Annotated in this window: 21 protein-coding genes; 10 read left to right on the top strand and 11 right to left on the bottom strand. The window is 70.9% G+C overall.

The window, feature by feature from the left end; genetic code table 11:
* Nucleotides 1–9 precede the first annotated feature (9 nt).
* Together TN53_RS16495 and TN53_RS16490 are read left to right on the top strand one after the other, a co-directional pair.
* Nucleotides 10–549: a hypothetical protein gene (locus TN53_RS16495; protein ID WP_046259252.1), complete on the top strand. Its 540-nt coding sequence runs from the start codon at nt 10–12 to the stop codon at nt 547–549.
* Complete coding sequence (locus TN53_RS16490; protein WP_046259251.1) at nt 539–1,528, top strand: serine/threonine-protein kinase; 990 nt, start codon at nt 539–541, stop codon at nt 1,526–1,528. The genes TN53_RS16495 and TN53_RS16490 overlap by 11 nt, the downstream gene beginning before the upstream one ends.
* On the opposite strand, the gene TN53_RS16485 is transcribed toward TN53_RS16490, so the two are convergent.
* Together TN53_RS16485 and TN53_RS16480 are read right to left on the bottom strand one after the other, a co-directional pair.
* A complete protein-coding gene (locus TN53_RS16485; RefSeq protein WP_046259250.1) occupies nt 1,515–1,928 on the bottom strand; it encodes a nuclear transport factor 2 family protein in 414 nt (137 codons plus the stop codon). The genes TN53_RS16490 and TN53_RS16485 overlap by 14 nt on opposite strands.
* Nucleotides 1,925–3,229 (bottom strand): streptophobe family protein, encoded by a 1,305-nt coding sequence (locus TN53_RS16480; RefSeq protein WP_046259249.1) that lies wholly within the window; start codon nt 3,227–3,229, stop codon nt 1,925–1,927. The genes TN53_RS16485 and TN53_RS16480 overlap by 4 nt, the downstream gene beginning before the upstream one ends.
* Before the next feature lie 161 nt (nt 3,230–3,390).
* On the opposite strand from TN53_RS16480, the gene TN53_RS16475 reads away from it, so the two are divergent.
* Both TN53_RS16475 and TN53_RS16470 read left to right on the top strand, forming a co-directional pair.
* Complete coding sequence (locus TN53_RS16475) at nt 3,391–4,605, top strand: DUF6777 domain-containing protein (protein ID WP_046259248.1); 1,215 nt, start codon at nt 3,391–3,393, stop codon at nt 4,603–4,605.
* A gap of 114 nt (nt 4,606–4,719) precedes the next feature.
* Nucleotides 4,720–5,175 carry an ATP-binding protein gene (locus TN53_RS16470; protein WP_046259247.1) on the top strand — a complete coding sequence of 152 codons (456 nt, stop codon included), beginning with the start codon at nt 4,720–4,722 and terminating at the stop codon, nt 5,173–5,175.
* A 34-nt stretch (nt 5,176–5,209) separates the two neighbouring features.
* Here TN53_RS16470 and TN53_RS16465 read toward each other — a convergent pair whose 3' ends face one another.
* Nucleotides 5,210–6,097, bottom strand: a complete 888-nt coding sequence (locus TN53_RS16465) for an RNA polymerase sigma factor SigF (RefSeq protein ID WP_046259246.1) — start codon at nt 6,095–6,097, stop codon at nt 5,210–5,212.
* A gap of 295 nt (nt 6,098–6,392) precedes the next feature.
* Here TN53_RS16465 and TN53_RS16460 point away from each other — a divergent pair, with 295 nt between their 5' ends.
* Nucleotides 6,393–6,782 carry a helix-turn-helix domain-containing protein gene (locus tag TN53_RS16460; protein ID WP_046259245.1) on the top strand — a complete coding sequence of 130 codons (390 nt, stop codon included), beginning with the start codon at nt 6,393–6,395 and terminating at the stop codon, nt 6,780–6,782.
* Nucleotides 6,783–6,797: 15 nt separating this feature from the next.
* Here the strand turns inward: TN53_RS16460 and TN53_RS16455 are convergent, their stop codons facing one another.
* The 3 genes from TN53_RS16455 to TN53_RS16445 all read right to left on the bottom strand — a co-directional run bounded on the left by TN53_RS16455 (nt 6,798) and on the right by TN53_RS16445 (nt 9,369).
* Entirely contained in the window at nt 6,798–7,400 is a 603-nt protein-coding gene (locus TN53_RS16455) for a ClpP family protease (RefSeq protein WP_046259244.1), read from the bottom strand.
* 1 nt (nt 7,401) lies between these two features.
* Complete coding sequence (locus tag TN53_RS16450; RefSeq protein WP_046259243.1) at nt 7,402–8,040, bottom strand: ClpP family protease; 639 nt, start codon at nt 8,038–8,040, stop codon at nt 7,402–7,404.
* 123 nt (nt 8,041–8,163) lie between these two features.
* On the bottom strand, nt 8,164–9,369 hold the full coding sequence (locus tag TN53_RS16445; RefSeq protein WP_046259242.1) for an epoxide hydrolase family protein: 1,206 nt from the start codon (nt 9,367–9,369) through the stop codon (nt 8,164–8,166).
* 124 nt (nt 9,370–9,493) lie between these two features.
* Between TN53_RS16445 and TN53_RS16440 the strand changes: the two genes are divergently transcribed.
* Nucleotides 9,494–9,976, top strand: coding sequence for a VOC family protein (locus TN53_RS16440; protein ID WP_046259241.1), 483 nt, complete (start codon nt 9,494–9,496; stop codon nt 9,974–9,976).
* A gap of 3 nt (nt 9,977–9,979) precedes the next feature.
* On the opposite strand, the gene TN53_RS16435 is transcribed toward TN53_RS16440, so the two are convergent.
* From TN53_RS16435 to TN53_RS16425, 3 genes are all read right to left on the bottom strand, one after another.
* A complete protein-coding gene (locus tag TN53_RS16435) occupies nt 9,980–10,885 on the bottom strand; it encodes an SGNH/GDSL hydrolase family protein (RefSeq protein ID WP_046259240.1) in 906 nt (301 codons plus the stop codon).
* Nucleotides 10,886–10,964: 79 nt separating this feature from the next.
* Nucleotides 10,965–12,623 (bottom strand): ATP-binding protein, encoded by a 1,659-nt coding sequence (locus tag TN53_RS16430; RefSeq protein ID WP_046259239.1) that lies wholly within the window; start codon nt 12,621–12,623, stop codon nt 10,965–10,967.
* A gap of 9 nt (nt 12,624–12,632) precedes the next feature.
* Nucleotides 12,633–13,307 carry a response regulator transcription factor gene (locus tag TN53_RS16425; protein WP_046259238.1) on the bottom strand — a complete coding sequence of 225 codons (675 nt, stop codon included), beginning with the start codon at nt 13,305–13,307 and terminating at the stop codon, nt 12,633–12,635.
* Between the two features lie 221 nt (nt 13,308–13,528).
* Between TN53_RS16425 and TN53_RS16420 the strand changes: the two genes are divergently transcribed.
* The 3 genes from TN53_RS16420 (at nt 13,529) to TN53_RS16410 (ending at nt 15,710) form a co-directional block, all read left to right on the top strand.
* Nucleotides 13,529–13,951: an STAS domain-containing protein gene (locus TN53_RS16420; RefSeq protein ID WP_046259237.1), complete on the top strand. Its 423-nt coding sequence runs from the start codon at nt 13,529–13,531 to the stop codon at nt 13,949–13,951.
* A gap of 219 nt (nt 13,952–14,170) precedes the next feature.
* The gene (locus TN53_RS16415; protein WP_046259236.1) at nt 14,171–14,965 is read left to right on the top strand and encodes a VOC family protein; all 795 of its coding nucleotides are present in this window, start codon (nt 14,171–14,173) and stop codon (nt 14,963–14,965) included.
* Nucleotides 14,966–14,999: 34 nt separating this feature from the next.
* Nucleotides 15,000–15,710 (top strand): ribonuclease H family protein, encoded by a 711-nt coding sequence (locus TN53_RS16410; protein WP_046259235.1) that lies wholly within the window; start codon nt 15,000–15,002, stop codon nt 15,708–15,710.
* On the opposite strand, the gene melC2 is transcribed toward TN53_RS16410, so the two are convergent.
* Nucleotides 15,711–16,535, bottom strand: coding sequence for a tyrosinase MelC2 (gene melC2, locus TN53_RS16405; protein ID WP_046259234.1), 825 nt, complete (start codon nt 16,533–16,535; stop codon nt 15,711–15,713).
* A gap of 31 nt (nt 16,536–16,566) precedes the next feature.
* Entirely contained in the window at nt 16,567–16,914 is a 348-nt protein-coding gene (gene melC1, locus TN53_RS16400; RefSeq protein ID WP_046259233.1) for an apotyrosinase chaperone MelC1, read from the bottom strand.
* Nucleotides 16,915–17,227: 313 nt separating this feature from the next.
* Between melC1 and TN53_RS16395 the strand changes: the two genes are divergently transcribed.
* Nucleotides 17,228–18,439, top strand: a complete 1,212-nt coding sequence (locus TN53_RS16395; RefSeq protein WP_199924588.1) for an FAD-dependent monooxygenase — start codon at nt 17,228–17,230, stop codon at nt 18,437–18,439.
* The last annotated feature ends 25 nt before the right edge of the window (nt 18,440–18,464 follow it).

Here is an 18,464-nt window from a genome sequence, read left to right as displayed (position 1 = left end):
GCGCGCGCGATGGCGACCCCCGGCTTCCGGCCCACCCACGTCGTCCCCCAGCACGGCATGCCCGCCTGGGAGGCCCCCGATCCCGCCCGGCCCACCGTTCCTCTCGATCCGCTGCTTCCGGTCCAGCTGGTGGAGCGGCGCGGCGACTGGGGACACGTCCTGTGTGCCAACGGCTGGTCGGCCTGGGTCGACGGCCGCTTCCTGGTCGCCGTCCCCCCGGATCCGCCCGCCGCGGACGGCCCGCTCGCCCGCACCGCCGACCCGCGCCCGCTGCTGGCCCGCGCCGAGCAGACCCTGGCCGGCTACCGGGCCGCGGTCGAGGAGCTCGCCTCGGGCGGCCTCGACGGCGAGGCCTTCCGGGCGCGTACGCGCGGCCGGCGCGTCGGAGTCGTGGTCGACGGCGAGTCCGTATGGCTCTACGACGCCCAGCACGGCCGCTGGGTGTACGCCGACGGTGCCCGTCTGAGCACCTTCGCGACGGACGAGGCACCCCGTGCCGCCGTCGAGGACCACGCCCCCACACAAGTGGTGACCCCTGATGGCCCGTGACACGAGCCTCTTCTCCGGCCGGCCCTCCGAGCTGATCGGCCGGCGGGTCGCCGGCTACCGCATCGAGCGCGAGATCGGCCGCGGCGGCATGGCTGTCGTCTACCGCGCCCGCGACCTGCGACTGGACCGCGCGGTGGCGCTCAAGCTCCTCGCCCCCGAACTCGCCCGCAACGACACCTTCCGCCGCCGCTTCACCCACGAGTCCCGGGCCGCCGCCGCGATCGACCACCCGCACATCGTGCCCGTCTTCGAGGCGGGCGAGACGGACGGCGTCCTGTACATCGCGATGCGCTACGTCGAGGGCAGCGACCTGCGTCATCTCCTGGACCGCCAGGGCACGTTGGCGCCCGCCGTCGCCCTGCGCATCGCCGCCCAGGTCGCCTCGGCGCTGGACGCCGCCCACGAGCACGGGCTCGTCCACCGGGACGTGAAGCCCGGGAACATCCTGGTCGCCCGCGGCACCGACAGCGACCACCCCGAACACGCCTACCTCACGGACTTCGGCCTGACCAAGAAGTCCCTGTCCCTGACCGGCTTCACGACGGTCGGCCAGTTCGTGGGCACCCTGGACTACGTGGCACCGGAGCAGATCTCCGGCAAGCCGGTCGACGGACGCTGCGACGTGTACGGCTTCGCCTGCGTCGTCTACGAATCCCTCGCCGGCCGCCCGCCCTTCCGCCGCGACGACGACATGGCCCTGCTGTGGGCCCACCAGTACGACGATCCGCCCCCGCTGACCGAGTCCCGCCCCGACCTCGACCCGGGCGTCGACGCCGTGTTCGCGCGCGGCCTCGCCAAGAGCCCCGACGCCCGCTACGACACCTGCCTCGCCTTCGTCGCGGCCCTGCGCGCGGCCACGACCGGTGACCGTTTCGCCGCCCACGCGCCGACGGAGGTCGACCTGAAGGTGGTGGAGACGTCGCAGGAGGGCCCGAAGCGGCCGCCGCCGTGGGCCCAACCGGTGTTCAGGGGCGGCTAGTTCCACTCAGCGGCACCCGCCGCGGCGACACCTTGCGGTGCGACACCCGCCAGCCGGTGCCGACACGGACGACCGTGTCCTCGTACGTCACCGACCCGCACGAGCCGTCGGCCATGATGCCCAACCCCTTGGACCGGGCCCGCACTTGGCCGTCCTGCGCCTCGGCGATCACCACGTTGGTGACGAGGTGCGCGACGGGATTCGCCGAGCCCAGGGTCAGTGCGGCCTCCCGTAGCGCGGGGACGCCGGTGACCTCGCCCTGTCCGTAGTCGGAGAGGTCGTAGACGACGTCGGAGGTGAACACCTCCTCGAAGCGGTCGAGTTGCCCCTCGTCGACCAGATGGCCGTGCAGGGAGATCAACTCGGTGATGGCCAGGCGGTCTTCGAGCGGCAGCGTCATGGCCGCACACTGTCACGCCCGGCGTCTGCGGTCCCAGCCGTTTTCGCCTCGCCGGTCCGCCGCACCGGACGGGCGAGGAGCGCGCCCAGGAAGCCGGTGACGAGCCCCCACAGTGCGGCGAGACCGACGGCGGTCCACAGTTCGGGCTCGAGGAAGAGCTCCCCGTTGAGATCGCCGCCGAGGTCGCCGATGCCGAGGACGGACAGGCCGTAGTGCGCGGAGATCCGGCCGACGAGGCAGATCATCAGCACCGTGAGCGCGAGCGCGACCGCCATGTGCAGGGCGTGCTGCCAGGCGCGCATGCGGGCCGGGGAGCGCGCCGCCATCAGGAAGGCGGCGGCCGGCAGCAGGACCGCGTCCACGGCGACGAGCCACCACACCCGGCCGTCGTACTCGGCCAGCGTGCGCAGATTCAGCGTGGCGGTGTCCGAACCGCGCAGCACCTCGTCGAGGACATGCGGCATCGGCAGCCCGAAGGGGCCCTCCACCCGGCCGTTCCAGGTGGCGCCCAGGCCGATCGTGAGCGTCAGCCACACCAGGTTCGGCATGCCGAGCAGGATCACGGCGAGGGTCGCCGCCGCCTGCCCGCGCGTGACCGCCACGACGACGGCGATGACGATGCCCAGGGCCACGTAGACCAGGAGCAGCACCACCATCGCGTACGCCGCCGGCCGTACCGTCGCCTGGAAGCGCAGCAGCCGGGCCGGGAGCGGCGCTCCGCGCGAGACCAGCAGGGCCAGCACCAGGACACCGGCCAGCCACAGCAGACCGAAGAACAGGGTCGGGGGCAGGTCCGTCTCGAAGCCGACCTTCGGCGAGACACCGAACACATCGCCCAGGTCGGAGAGCGTGCCGTCGCCGAGCGACAGCTGGAAGGTCTGCCGGGCGCCGAGGGCCAGGGCGAGCAGCGCGAGCAGCCACAGCACGGCGACCCTGGCGGCCCAGCCGGCCAGTTCCCCGGCGCCCGCGACCGCCCGGTGCCGCAGCGGACGCAGGAAGCCCGCGGCGATCACGAGCGCCCCGACGAGCGTGACGGACAGCGGGATCACGGTGAGGCCCGCCTGGGTGTCGGCCAGTCCACCGGCGTTGCCGGAGAGCTCGATCGTGCCGCCGACCGCGGTGACCACCGTCGCCGCCACGACCCGGGGGAACGCGCCGTCGGGAAGGTCCGTCGCCCCGGCCGCCCACAGTCCGAGAGTCGCGGCGACGCCCATGGCGATCAGTGCGGACAGGACCGTGAGGAGGGCCTGTACCCAGCCGTGGGGGGCGATGGCCTGGTCGGAGCGGGTTCGCGGGCTCACCCTGCCACGCTAAGCAGGGCCCGGGGGCCCCGCCCGCCGAGAGGGCCGTCCGCGTCGGCTTGCGAGCGGCACGACACCGGAGCACACAATGTAAGGGGCGGGGATAAAAGCGGGGTAAAGGCAAAAAAGCCGCAGGAGTTCCACGTCGGGAAGAAGGGCTCGTGAGCGTCGAACCACCGTCCTCCGGCCGGCCCACAGGACCGCCCTCCGGTCCGCTGTCGGGCCCCTCCCAGCCGCCTTCGGGGCCGCCCTCACAGCCCCCGGGCGGCAGCGGGGGCGCGCCGCCCTCCCCGGAACCGCACCGCCCCTGGTGGCGTTCCGTGCCCCGTATCGCCCTGCTCGCCACCGCGGTCGCCGCCGCCGTGGTCCTGGGCCTTGTCCTCACCCGCCCTGACGGCGGCTCCGGCAAGAGCGGGAACAGCGAGGTCTTCCTCCAGGCAGCCGGCAAGACCGGCCCCGACCCCTTCACCGGGTCGACGGCGACCGACAGCTCCGCCGCACCCGTCTCCGCCTCCCCGGCCACCGAGTCGGCCTCCCCGAACGCGGTACGCGGCGTCGACGGCAGCGCCCCCGGTCTCTACGGCGGCACCCGCAACGTCGCCAGCTGCGACGTGAAGCGCCAGATCAAGGCCCTCCGGGCGAACCCCCCGGTCAACCAGGCCTTCGCCTCGGTCGCCGGGGTCCAGCCGTCCGGCGTCCCCGCCTACCTGCGCTCGCTCACCCCGGTCCAGCTGCGCATGGACACCCGCGTCACCAACCACGGCTACCGGGACGGACACGCCACCGGCTACCAGGCCGTCCTCCAGTCCGGCACCGCCGTCCTCGTCGACAGCCGCGGCGTGCCCCGGGTGCGCTGCGCGTGCGGCAACCCCCTGACCCCGCCGGTCGCCCAGCGGAGCGCCCCGAAGCGGACCGGCGACACATGGTCGTCCTACCGGCCCTCGAACGTCGTGGTGGTCGCGCCCTCCGTGACCGTCATCAACATCTTCGTGATCTACGACCACGACTCCGACGACTGGGTCGCCCGCCACCGCGGCGACACGGCCCACAAGGACAAGCCGACCGAGCCGCCGGTGAACCCGGTCGCCCCGTCCGCGAGTGTGATCACACCGACCGCGCCCACGACACCGACCTCGCCGTCCACCTCGCCCTCCTCCCCGGAGCCGTGCCTCACCACCGCCACCGGCACTCCCTCCGGAACGCCCACGGACACTCCCAGCGACTCGGCGACAGCGACACCGTGCCCGCCCACGTCGGACTCCGGGGCGACCGAAGAGGACGAGCCGTCCGCGGACACCTCTGTGCCTCAGCCCCCACTGGCATTCGACACACCGACAGAATCGGGGTCCACGTACAGTGCCCCGGGTCCGCGGTGACGTCACCAGCCATGTGACCGACACGACCCGTTATGGGGACTGCGGAGCCGCGCTCGGGGTACGAGCACTGGTGCAGCAGGCGTCCGGCCAGTCCGGCTTCCGAGAGAGAAACGCATGATCGAGCACCTGGACGGGGCAGTGATACCGACTGGTTTCGACGTGCCCGTGGATCCACTACGGCGGGCGGCCCACTACACCGGCGAACCGGGATGCATCGCCGAGGCCCGCAACTTCGCCGCGCACTTCCTCGAGCAGCTCAGGACCGAGTGGTGCGCCGAGATCGGTGACCGGGCCGACGGCGAGGTGCTTCTGGTGGTGAGCGAGCTGGTCACCAACGCGGACCGGCACAGCAACGGGCCGTACATCCTCGACCTGGAGGGCACGGACGCGGTCGTCACCGTGTCGGTCTACGACAGCAGCGCGGCAATGCCCCTGCGCTTCCCCAAGGACCCCGAGCGGGTCGGCCGGCACGGCCTGGAGATTGTGCACGCGCTGGCGGCCGAGGTCAGCGCGGAACGGGTGCCGGTCGGGAAGAGAGTGAGCGCCGTCCTGCGACTGGAGACGGAATGACCGCCGAAGACACCTCCGGCGGTCACCTCTCGTCTCAGGCGCAGCCCAACTCGCCCAGCATGCCGGTGCGCAGCCGGGTGATGATGCGCTTGATCAGCCGGGAAACATGCATCTGCGAGCAGCCCAGCTGTTCACCGATCTCCGCCTGGGTGGCCTCCTCCACGAACCGCAGATGAAGGATCTGCCGGTCGCGCTCGCTGAGTTCGGCCATCAGTGGGGCGAGCGACTGGAAGTCCTCGACGAGGCGCAGTCCGTCCTCCTCCACACCGATGAAGTCGGCCAGGACCGACTCGCCGTTCTCGGGCCCGTCGCCGGTGAGCGCGGCGTCGAGGGACGAGGAGTTGTAGCCGTTCGCGGCGATCTGCGCCTCGATCACCTCGGACTCGGCGATGTTCATCAGGGTGGCGAGCTCGGCCACCGTCGGCTCCCGGTCCAGCCGGCTGGCCAGTTCCTCACGTGCCTTGGCCAGTTCGACCCGCAGCTCCTGGAGCCTGCGCGGCACGTGCACCGCCCAGGTGGTGTCACGGAAGAACCGCTTGATCTCGCCGACGATGTACGGCAGGGCGAAGGAGGTGAACTCGACCTCCCGCGTCAGGTCGAACCGGTCGATGGCCTTGATCAGGCCGATCATGCCGGTCTGGACGATGTCCTCCATGTCGTCGCCGCGACCGCGGAACCGGCCGGCGGCGAAGCGCACGAGGGACATGTTCATCTCGATGAGCGTGTTGCGCGCGTACTGGTATTCGTGCGTGCCTTCCTCGAGCTCGGTCAGGCGCTGGAAGAACTGGCGCGACAGCTCCCGCGCGTCGCGCGGTGCCACGCTCCGGGGGTTCACGACTCCTGGCAGTGATGTCTCACCCGTGCTGGTCCCGGCGGTCTTCTCCACGACCTGTGCCTCCGACCGGATCACGGCGGTGTCCATGTACCTCTCCCACGCAAGTCACGGCTTGACGTCAGCCTCTTCAGCCTCGGTTGTTTTCCGAAACTGTGCTTCGCGGTCCCACGGGTACCCGCACAGCGACGACGTATGCGTATGTCCGCCGCTGACCAGCGGATCGCCCGAGGGCAGTCTCCTTTGCACCTACCCGGTGCGTGCCGGTGCATGCCGACCGGGTCGATCCGTGCCGTACGGCGGGCCCCGGCGATTCCCCCCAGAGCAGAATGCTGATCCTGTGCTGATCCCTTCCGCTGTGGTCCACGGCTTCTAGGCTGAAGAGGTGAGCGAAGAAGCGACGAACCAAGCCCGCGTCATCCCCCTGCGCCCGGGGACCGCCCGCCCTGCCGCCGCACCGCAAGCCAAGGAGCCTTTGCTGCGTGACCTGGTCGGCGACGTCCTGCGCCGTGAACGGCTCGCCCAGGAGCGCACGTTGAAGGACGTGGCCGACGAGGCGCGCATCTCCATGCCCTACCTCTCCGAGGTGGAGCGGGGTCGCAAGGAGGCCTCGTCGGAGGTCCTCGCGGCCGCCGCCCACGCCCTCGGACTGGGTCTCGGCGACCTGCTCGGACGGGCCCAGGGCGAACTCGTCCGGATCACCAGCCGGCACGCCGTCGGCAGCCGCAGGGCGGCGCCCGGTTCGTCGTACGACGGGCTCTGCCTGGCCGCCTGAGCGGAACCCGGCGCCTCACACCCCCACGAGGCGCCGACTCACCACCTCGTCCGCCAGCCCGTACGCCACCGCCTCCTCGGCGGTGAACACCTTGTCGCGGTCCATGTCCGCGCGCAGCGTCGCCACGTCGTGGTGCGTGTGGCGGGCCAGTACCTCCTCGACCTGGGAGCGGATCCGCATCATCTCCTTGGCCTGGAGGGCGAGATCGGAGATCGCTCCCCGGCTGCCGCCGCTGGCCGGCTGGCCGAGCAGCACGCGCGCGTGCTCCAGCACGAACCGCCGCCCGGGATCCCCGCCGGCCAGCAACACGGCCGCCGTGGAGGCCGCCTGTCCGACGCAGAACGTCGAGATCGGTGCCTGCACGTACGTCATCGTGTCGTAGATCGCCATGAGCGAAGTGGACGAGCCGCCGGGGGAGTTGATGTAGATCGCGATCTCGTTGTCAGGCGCGGACGACTCCAGATGGAGGAGTTGCGCGATGATGACGTTGGCCACCCCGTCGTCGATCTCGGTGCCGAGGAAGATGATCCGCTCCGACAGCAACCGGCTGAAGACGTCCGAGGACCGCTCACCGTTAGCGGTCCGCTCGACGACGTACGGAATCGTGTAGTTCCCCATGTCACAGCCCCATCCGTCGCTTCGAGGCGGCCGGGCGGACGTCGGCGAGCGACTCCACGACCTGGTCCACCATTCCGTACTGCCTGGCCTGCTCGGCCGTGTACCAGCGGTCGCGGTCGCCGTCCCGGGCGATGGTCTCCGGCGTCTGGCCGGTGTTCTCGGCGAGCAGCCTTTCCATGGTCCGCTTGCTGTGGTCCAGGTTCTCCGCCTGGATCTCGATGTCGGCCGTGGTCCCGCCGATGCCCGCCGACCCCTGGTGCATCATGATCCGCGCGTTCGGCAGGGCGTACCGCTTGCCGGGCGCGCCCCCGCAGAGCAGGAACTGGCCCATGCTCGCCGCGAAACCCATGGCGAGCGTCGACACGTCGTTGGGGATGAGCCGCATCGTGTCGTAGATGGCGAGGCCCGCGTACACCGAGCCGCCCGGGCTGTTGATGTACAGGCTGATGTCGGTGCGCGGGTCCTCCGCGGACAGGATCAGCAGTTGGGAGCAGACCCGGTTCGCGGAGACCTCGTCGACCTGGGTGCCGAGCAGGACGATCCGCTGGCCGAGCAGTTGGGCGGCCAACTGGTCGTCGAAGCGGGAGGGCGCGGTGTCGCCCTCCTCCGCCCGCGGGGCGAGCGTGGTGAGTGGAGTCATCGGTTCTCCTCGTGGTGGCGGGGATGCCGTCGACTCCACTCTTGACCTCGGGCGGCGCCCTTCAGCCCGTTCTCTGCCCGCGGCAGATTCGCCGAGGGCAGAGCGCCGCTTTCACCGCAGGTCTCAGCCCTTCTCGCGCAACTGCCGGAAGAAGGCCCGTACGTCGCCCACCAGCAGGTCAGGCTCCTCCATCGCGGCGAAGTGGCCGCCCCGGTCGAGCTCGGTCCAGCGCACGATGTTCTCGGTGCGCTCGGCCTTGTGGCGCAGCGGGATCTGCGGGTCGCCGGGGAAGGAGGCCACCGCGGTCGGGGCGGTCGAGGGCTTGTGCTGGGCGGCGATCCGGTCGCCCTTGGCGTGGGCGCGCTCGTAGTAGACCCGGGCGGAGGAGCCCGCGGTGCCGGTCAGCCAGTACAGCATCACGTTGGTGAGCATCAGGTCCCGGTCGACGGCCTCCTCGGGCAGTTCGTCGGAGTCCGTCCACTCCTGGAACTTCTCGACGATCCAGGCGAGTTGGCCGACCGGCGAGTCGGTGAGCGCGTACGAGAGGGTCTGCGGCCGGGTGGACTGGAGGTGGAAGTAGCCCACTCCGTCGCGGAACCACGCGGCCCACTTGCGCCACGAGAGCCGGGTCCGCTCCCGCTCCTCGGGGCTCAGTGCCCGAAGCTCCTCCTCGGTCGGTTCCGTGGCCGCCTGTGCGCCGGGCAGCAGATTGAGGTGGATGCCGATCACCCGGTCGGGATGGACACGGCCCAGCTCGCGGGAGATGCCCGCGCCCCAGTCGCCGCCCTGGGCGCCGAACCGCTCGTAGCCGAGGCGTGTCATCAGCTCGACCCATGCGTCGGCGATCCGGCGCGCCTCCCAGCCGGTCTCCCGGGTCGGCCCGGAGAACCCGAAGCCGGGGATGCTCGGCACCACGAGATGGAAGGCGTCGGCGGGATCGCCGCCGTGCGCGGCCGGATCCGTCAACGGGCCGACGACGTCGAGGAATTCGACGATCGACCCCGGCCAGCCATGGGTGATGATCAGCGGGGTGGCATCGGGCTCGGGGGAGCGGATGTGCGCGAAGTGCACATGGGCGCCGTCGATCTCGGTGGTGAACTGCGGCCACTCGTTCAGCCGCACCTCCGCCGCCCGCCAGTCGTACTCGTGCCGCCAGTACCGCACCAGCTCGCGCAGATACCCCTCCGGCACGCCGTAGGCCCAGCCCACCCCGGGCAGCTCGTCGGGCCACCGGACCCGGTCGAGGCGGTCGTGGAGGTCGTCCAGGTCGGCCTGCGGTATGTCGATGCGGAAGGTGTGAAGGCCGGTGCCGGCGGGCGAAGACGTCATGACCCGGATGCTAGTTCCGAACGGTGTACGGGCCACCTGGATTAACCGGCCAAGCGACCGATGAGTTTCGCGGCGAGGATCGGTCGACACAGGTGACAGCGATCCGCCCGCCCAGGAGGTACTCATGGCAACCGACGGTTTCACCACGTGTCTCTGGTTCGACGGCCAGGCCGAGGAGGCCGCCCACTTCTACGTCTCGGTCTTCAAGAACTCCAGTGTCGGCAAGGTCGCGCGCTACCCCGAGGGGGCGATGCAGCCTGCGGGCACAGTGATGACCGTCGAGTTCACGGCCAACGGCCACAAGTTCCTCGGGCTCAACGGCGGCCCTCAGTTCAAGTTCACCGAGGCCACCTCCTTCATGATCTTCTGCGAGAACCAGGAGGAGATCGACTACTACTGGGCCAAGCTCCTCGAGGGCGGCGGCGAGCCCGGCCCCTGTGGCTGGCTCAAGGACAAGTACGGACTGTCCTGGCAGGTCGTCCCCGACACGCTGGACACCATGGTCACCGACCCGGACCCGGCGAAGGCGGCCCGTGTGACCGAGGCGTTCATGGCGATGGGCAAGTTCGACATCGCGGCCCTGGAGAGGGCCTACGCGGGCGAGTGAGGCTCAGTCGACGGGCGTCCGGCCGATCACCCGGGTGATCTCCCGCGCGATCCGCAGGATGCCGGGGGAGCGGACCGGGCAGGGCTTGGGCGTGGACGTGGTGGGCGCCAGACAGAAGTGCAGATAGTCCTTGTCGCGGTGGAGGGCGGTCCGGTCCCGGCCCGGCTGGGTGCAGTACGCGGAGTGCTCGCGCTCGTAGGCGGTGCACGGCAGGTACTGGACCCAGGAGTAGCGGGCCCCGGCCGCACTCACCTTGGCTCCCGCGTCGGCGACGAGGTCGCCCGAGGCGGCCGCCTGGCGCGCGTAGAGCTCGTTCACGCGCCGGACCCGGTCGGGGGTGATCGGGTCCGGGCCCTGTGCCACCCACACGATCCGGGGCCGGCGGTCACCGCCCGCCGTCGCGATCTGCTCGGTCAGGCGGGCCATGTCGGCCTGGTACCGCTTGAAGTACGTCGTCGGCGCCTGGGCGTGGGTGATGCCGTCCATGCACCATGTGTAGCCCCACGCGTTGCCCCAGAACTGGAGCACCACGAAGTCCGGATGCAGCGAGCGCACCAGGGCGGCCGCCTTGTCGCGGTCCGGCACGAGGGACTTGGCGCCGGTGCCCTCCAGGTAGTCGCACACCGTCGTCCCGGAGTACGGCTTGCCCGTGTACTCGGCACGCAGGTCCCGGCGGAGCTCCTGACCGACCACCTTCTGGGCCTCCATCGCCAGCGAGTCCCCGAGGTACAGCACCACCGGAGCCTTCGCCGGGGCACCGGGACTGCCGGCGGCCTGCTGTTGCGTCGTGCCGGCCGGCTTGGGAGGCGCGACGGACGACGGGGCCGCCTCGGGCCCGGACGCCGGGTCCGAGCACGCTCCGAGCAGCACTCCGGCCAGCAGCATTCCCACGATCCACGGCTTGCGCATGCGGCAACTCCCGCCCCGGACACCGAAAACGGCTCCCCAGGCAAGCACAGCGGGGCACAGGGCGGAAGACGTGTGCCGGTCACGGCTCGTCGAAACGCTCCAGGAGGTCGATGAGGTCGTTCAATGGCAGCGGCTTGGCCAGATGCGCGTCGAATCCGGCCGCGCGGGACCTGGTGCGGTCGCTGCCCTGACCGAAACCGGAGACCGCGATCAGCCGCAGGTGCTTGCCGTGCGGCCGGGTCCTGATCGTGCGGGCGACCGTGTAGCCGTCGATGTCGGGCAGACCGAGGTCGCAGAGCACGACGTCGAAGAGGCGGCCCTCGGTGGCGGTGAGCGCGTCGGTGCCGGTGTGCACCGCCGTGACGTGGTGGCCCTGCCGCTGGAGCAGGGTGCGGTAGGTGAGGGCGAGATCCGAGTTGTCCTCCACGATCAGGACGGACAGCTGCCGTCTGGCCGGACGGACCACCACCGCTCGTGCCGGTTCAGGTGCGCCGGAGTCGGCGATCGGCAGCGCCACGGTGAACTCGGCGCCCCGGCCCGGCCCTTCGCTGTACGCGGAGATCCGGCCCCCCTGCAGCTCCACCACGGTGCGGGCGACCGCGAGGCCCAGCCCCAGCCCCTCCGGTGTGTCGGGCCCGGCCGGCGCCGCCCGCATGAACACCCCGAACAGGTCCTCGGACTGACCGGGCTCGAAACCGATCCCGTCGTCCCGCACGGTCAGCCGGGCCTGCCCACCCTCGATGCCCAGGGCGACCTCGGTGTGCCCGCCCGGCGGTGTGTACTTGAGCGCGTTCGACAGCAGGTTGGTCAGCACCTGCGCCAGCCGCAGCCGGTCGCCGTCCACGATCACCGGCTCGCCCGGCACACCGACGTCGAGCCGGCGTCCCTCGTGCCCGAACAGATGGCGGATGTCGGCACACGCACCCTCGACGACGGACCGGATGTCGATCCGCTCCCGCACCAGCCCCAGCCGCCCCGTCACCGCTCGTGTGCCGTCCAGCAGGTCGTTGCTCATCCGCACCAGCGTGCCCAGCTGCCGTTCCAGCACGGACAGCGCCGGATGGCCGTCGGGCATGTCGAGGGCCAGCAGCTCGGTGGCCGCGGTGGCCGCCGCGAGCGGGTTGCGCAGTTCGTGCGAGAGCGTTGCGATGAACCGGTCCTTGGCCTCCTGCTCCTCCCTGAGCCGCCGCCCCGCCGCGTCCAGTTCGGCGTTGGCGCGCTGGAGCTGCTCGTTGACCTCGCGGATCTCCCGGGCCCGTACGAACAGGTCGATCTCCATGCCCTCCGCGCGCATCTGTGCCTCGGCGGCCACCCGTTGCTGCTCCCGCCCCACGTGCCGCACATGCACGAACTCCGTGACGTCCTCGACCCGGTGGATGATGTACGACAGCTCCCCCTCGGCGTCCAGGACGGGCGAGTTCACCGGACTCCAGTAGCGCTCGGCGAAGCCGCCGTCCTCCGTGGGGATGTCGTAGCGCTGGAGCGCCATGGTGTCGGTACGGCTGGTGGCGACCACCGCTTCCAGGGAGCGGCGCAGATTGGCGACGCCGTCGGCCGACGGATCGTCGGGGTTGTCGGGGAACACGGCGAAGAGGGGACGCCCCACGATGGCGCGTTCAGTGCGGGTGGCCGTGAGATACGCGCGGTTGACCTCGACGATGGTGAAGCCGGGGGTGAGGACCAGCAGTGGGGACAGGACGGCGTCGAACAGGCGCCGGAAGTCCGGGGCGTCGGCCATGCGTCGCTCTCAGGGGTCGAGTCGGTAACCGTAGCCGCGGACGGTGGTGATCCGAGGGGCGGGAGCGGGCAGCCGGGCGAGTTTGCCGCGCAGCCGGTAGACGTGCTCGACCACGGTCGAGGGCTGCTGCCAGGAGGCACTCCAGATCCGCTCGAGGAGCTGTTCCGCCGAGAAGACCCGGCCGGGCGCGGCGGTCAGCAGCTCCAGCAGGGCGTACTCCTTGGGCCGCAGCGTCAGCGGGAAGCCCTCGGAGGAGGCCTGGCGGGCGGCGGTGTCGACGCGCAGGGAGCCGATCTGGAGCACGGTCGCAGTCTCCGGCGGCTGCGAGCGGCGCAGTACCGCGCGGATCCGGGCCACCAGCTCGCGCTGCGAGAACGGTTTGACGAGGTAGTCGTCGGCGCCGATCTCCAGGCCCGCCACCCGGTCGGCCTCCGCACCGCGGCCGGTGACCACGATGACCGGGAGGCGGCTCGTGGAGCGCAGCGCCCGCAGCAGTTCCAGGCCGCTGCCGTCGGGAAGGCCCAGGTCGAGGACGGCCAGATCGACGCCGCCCTCGTGCAACGTGGCCTTGCCGGCGCGGGCGTCCATGGCCCAGGTGACGGTGAAGCCCGCGCGTTCCAGATAGGAACGGCACATCAGTGCGAAATCGGAGTCGTCCTCGATCAGGGCGAGGTGCGGACGCATTCCGCATCACCTGGCCCAACTGCCGTCCGCTCGTTGTGCAACCGACGAGCGGGCGTTGATGCCCCGACCATGTGGCGAAGGTAGAACAGTAAAGGCCCACGGTTCAAGGGGGAGCCGCCAAGGGGGAGTTCCGGCGCGGGTGCCTGCGGTGCGGGGATGACGAAGTCACCGCACGCGCCCGTGCCGGAACACGCGGCAGGTACGGAACGGGGACGGACGGCTTGCACGACACCATTGCGGAGCCCGTCGACGCGGCCTCCTGGCCCCCGGCCGGCGAGCACGCGCTGCTGCGAACGGAGACCGGGCTGCTGGTCGCCGAACTGCACGGCGACATCGACCTGGCCACCGCCGCCCACCTGAGCCTCTGGTGCGACACCCTGGCGGCGGTGGCCGCCCCGGGCTACGTCATCGACCTGCGCCCGGTCTCCTTCATCGACTCCGCCGGCCTCGACGTGGTGCTGCGCTTCCGGCGCCGGGTCATCGAGGCGGGGTGCGGATTCGCTCTTCTGTGTGACACCGGTCAGCTGCGGTTGCTGCGCGCGAACGGTACAGCGGAGGCGCTGAATCCATTCGCCACCCTGGCCGAGGCGGTGTCCGGGCTCACCGCATCCCGGCGACGGCCGGTGTTCGTTTACTCCGCGTAACCGCACGAACCCGAAGGATGCCTCCTCGGCGGCCCCTTCCACGGGCCCCGGCCGCATCACGGACCCCGCCCGCATCGCACCAACCGTCATGCCGTCCCCCGCTCCGTGACGGCCCTCTTTCCCGTCCCAAACGGACCGAACCGTTCGGCGCGCGACCCGGCGGCGGGGTGACTAGCGTGAGAAACCGGACCGACCACCGAACCGGAGAGGGCCGCAGCCATGGCCGTACAACCTGAGGGAACCCCCTGTTGGGCCGATGCGATGTTCAGTGACGTCGAGGGAGCCAAGAGCTTCTACGGCGACGTCCTCGGCTGGACCTTCGGCGAGGCGTCGTCGGAGTACGGCAACTACACCCAGGCGTACTCGGACGGCAAGGCCGTCGCCGCCGTCGTCCCGCCCATGCCGGGCCAGGAGGGCCAGTCGCAGTGGTGCCTGTACTTCGCGAGCCCGGACGCCGCGGCCACCGCCGGCAAGATCCGTGAGAACGGCGGCGAAGTACTGATGGAGCCCATGGCCGTCGGCGACTTCGGCACCATGTGCCTGGGCCGCGACCCGAGCGGCGCCGTCTTCGGCGTCTGGCAGGCCGGACAGCACGAGGGCTTCGAGGCGATCGGCGAGCCGGGGGCGTACGCCTGGGCGGAGTTCTTCACCCGGGAGCCCGCGAAGACGGACGACTTCCTCACGGCGGTCTTCCCGTACCGCGTGAAGCAGATGGAGGACGACGCGATCGACTTCCGTATCTTCGACGTCGGTGAGAACACCGTCCTCGGCCGGATGAAGATGACGGACGACTTCCCGCCCGAGGTCCCGTCGTACGTCAACGTCTACTTCGCCGTGCCCGACTGCGACGACGCCGTCGCCAAGGCCACCAAGCTCGGTGGCATCCTGCGCTTCGGGCCGATGTCCAGCCCGTTCGGCCGGTTCGCCGCGCTGAGCGACCCGCAGGGCGCGAGCTTCTCGGTGATCGACCTGAGCACGACCGAGGGTGAGATGCCGAAGATCTCGGAGGTCTGAGGACCGGTGGCCGGGCGCCCCGCCCCTCCGTGGCATGATCGGGCCCATGCGTGAACGTGTGGTGGCCGCTTGCGACGGCGCTTCGAAGGGAAACCCCGGACCGGCCGGCTGGGCCTGGGTCGTCGCGGACGACACGGAGACCCCGGCCCGCTGGGAGGCGGGGCCGCTCGGCAAGGCCACCAACAACGTCGCGGAACTCACCGCGCTGGAACGCCTGTTGACGGCGGTCGAGCCGGACGTGCCGCTGGAGATCCGGATGGACTCCCAGTACGCCATGAAGGCCGTCACCACCTGGCTGCCCGGCTGGAAGCGCAACGGCTGGAAGACGGCCGCCGGCAAGCCGGTCGCCAACCAGGACCTGGTCGTCCGTATCGACGAACTGCTCGACGGCCGCAAGGTCGACTTCCGCTATGTCCCCGCCCACCAGGTCGACGGCGACCCTCTCAACGACTTCGCGGACCGCGCCGCCAGCCAGGCCGCCGTGGTCCAGGAGCCCGCGGGCACCGACCTCGGCTCGCCCGAGCCGCCGCCCGCGCCCGACACCCCGAGGCCCTCCCGCCCCGCCAAGGCCAAGTCGCCCCGGCGGAGCGGCGGTTCGGCCGGCTCGGCGTCCTCAGGGTCTCGCACCATCAAGGCCAAGTTCCCCGGCCGCTGTCTGTGCGGCCGCCCCTACGCGGCCGGCGCGGACATCGCGAAGAACGCGCAGGGCTGGGGCCACCCGGAGTGCCGTACGGCGGACGCCTGATCAGTCCGTGTCGAACGTGTAGTGCGCCCGGTGGTCCAGCAGGTCCGCCGGGCGTACGTCGTTCCACGGCTTCATCGTCTCGTCCAGGTCGACCACGTCCCGCGTCCCGGCGGCGGGCAGATATCCCGAGTCCGGGTGCCTGCGCTGCCACTCGGCCCACAGCTTGTCGACATAGGCGTGGTGCAGCCAGAACACCGGGTCGTTGGGGGAGACCCCGGTCGCCATCTGGCCGCCGACCCAGACATGGACCCGGTTGTGGAGATTGACCCCGCGCCACCCTTCCAGATGGTTGCGGAAGCCGTCCGAGGCGCTGTTCCAGGGCGCCATGTCGTACGTCGACATGGCCAGCACGGAGTCGACCTCCGCCCGTGTCGGCAGCTCGCGCACGGAGCCGCCGAGCGAGCGGCGCAGGAACGTACGGGCGTCCACCCGCACGGATATGGGCCAGTTGCCGGCCGCCGCGGCGAACGGCCCGTCCATGATCTGGCCGTCCCGGCTGCGGCCGGTGCCGCCGAGGAAGTCCGGCGCCCACAGCGAGGCGCGCGGGGAGCGGTCGATGGACCAGTCCCAGTACGGAAGCGCCACCGACGCGTCCACCGACTGCAGGGCCCGCTCGAACTCGAGGAGATATCTGCGGTGCCAGGGCAGGAACGACGGTGAACGGTGGCCCGTACGTTCGCTGTTGTCGGTGTCGGACATGATGAAGGCATTGTGTGTGGTGACGAAGGCGTCGTAGCGGCCGCTGCGCTTGAGCTCCAGGACGGCGGCGACGAAGCGCCGCTTCTCGTCGGCGCTCAGGCTCGCCTGGTTCTTGCGGACGGTCATGTGCGGTACTCCAAGGTGCGTGCGGAACAGGTCAGTTGGCGGGGAAGGGGACGAGTCGTGCGCCCCGCAGCTCGTCGACGGCGGCGCGTGCGGCGGCCTTCGGCGTCGGTACCGGGTCGTAGTGGCTGACGACGCTGATCCAGGTGCCGTCGGCGTTCCGCATCACGTGCAGTTCCGTGCCGTCGACGAACACGGCGTATCCGGTGCCGTGGTGGTGACCGCCCGCCGCGGCGGGGCGGCCCTGGATGCGGCGGCCCTTGTAGACCTCGTCGAAGGCCTCGGGGGAGTGGTCGCGGGCGGCGGCTCGGGGTGCGACGGCGACCGTGGTGGCGAGGGCGGCCGCGGCGGTGAGTGCGCGGCGTCGGGTCAGTTCGGGCATGGGAGTCCTTCCGGTGGTGGGCGACTCCGCATGCCTATCGGCCCCGCGGAGAGCGGGAGAAATCCCTCGGAACCGGTTGGTTGTGATCCGGACAATTACCAACATGTCGTGCAACGTTGAACGAAGATGATCTTGCTTCGACGGGGCCCGTGGAGCACCGGAACGGGAAATTCCTTCCGTCGGGGGCCGTGTTTCGGGTGGTCCTTGGCGGACGGGAGTGCCGTCGGTGGCCTGGCTCACCTGGAGAAACTGGCGCAATCGCCTGCTACTCTGCGTCGTCAACTGACCGCTTTGAGTAATTCCTGGGGTGCGCGTGAAGGTCGCCTGCGTCGGTGGCGGGCCCGCCGGCCTGTATCTGTCGATCCTGCTGAAACGGCAGGACCCGTCCCACGACATCACCGTCTACGAGCGCAATCCGGAGGGCTCGACCTACGGCTGGGGTGTCACCTACTGGCGTGGCCTGCTCGACAAGCTCCACGAGCACGACCCCGAGACCGCGCGGGCCGTCGAGGAACACTCGGTCCGCTGGAACGACGGCGTCGCCCATGTACGGGACCTGACGACCCGCCATCGCGGCGACGAAGGACACGGCATCGGCCGCCACCGGTTCCTGGAGCTCCTCGCCGCCCGTGCCCGGGAGCTCGGTGTACGGCTGGAGTTCGAGCACGGGATCACCCCGGAGAACCTGCCGGACGCCGATCTGATCGTGGCCGGCGACGGCGTCCACAGCGCGCTGCGCACCGCCCACGCCGGCCACTTCGGCACCGAGGTCAGGGCAGGCCGCAACCACTACGCCTGGCTCGGCACCACCAAGGTCTTCGACGCCTTCACCTTCGCCTTCGTCGAGACCGACCACGGCTGGATCTGGTGCTACGGCTACGGCTTCGGCCCCGACCGCAGCACCTGCGTCATCGAATGCGCCCCGGAGACCTGGGCAGGCCTCGGCCTCGACGGCGCGGACGAGGCCGAGGGTCTGACCCTGCTGGAGAAGCTCTTCGCCGACGTCCTGGACGGCCACTCCCTCATCGGCCGCTCCGGTGGCGACGGCAGCGCCCAGTGGCTCAACTTCCGCACCCTCACCAACCGCACCTGGTCCCACGGCAACCTCGTCCTCATCGGCGACGCCGCCCACACCACCCACTACTCCATCGGCGCCGGCACCACCCTCGCCCTCGAGGACGCCATCGCCCTGGCCACAGCGCTCCGCGAGCACAGCGATCTCCCACAAGCGCTCGCCCGCTATGAGCGGCAGCGCAAGGCCGAGCTCCTCTCCGTCCAGAGCGCCGCCCGCTACAGCGCCCAGTGGTACGAGAACCTCCCGCGCTACATCCACCTGCCCCCGCGGCAGATGTTCGCCCTGCTCGGCCAGCGCCACTCGCCCCTGCTGCCCTATGTCCCGCCCCAGCTGTACTACCGGCTCGACAAGGCCGCGGGGCAGCTCGAAGCGCTGCGGCGGCTCAAGCGCTGGCTGGGTCCGAAGATCGCGCGCAGCGCCCACACCCGGGCTCTGAGCGAGCGGAAGTAGCGGCCTTTTCTCTTGGGTGAATGGC

The sequence above is a fragment of the Streptomyces sp. WM6386 genome, assembly GCF_000972385.1.
Lineage (GTDB): Bacteria > Actinomycetota > Actinomycetes > Streptomycetales > Streptomycetaceae > Streptomyces.
The sequence above is the reverse complement of the archived record's forward strand: the minus strand, read 5'-3'. Positions and strand labels throughout refer to the sequence as shown.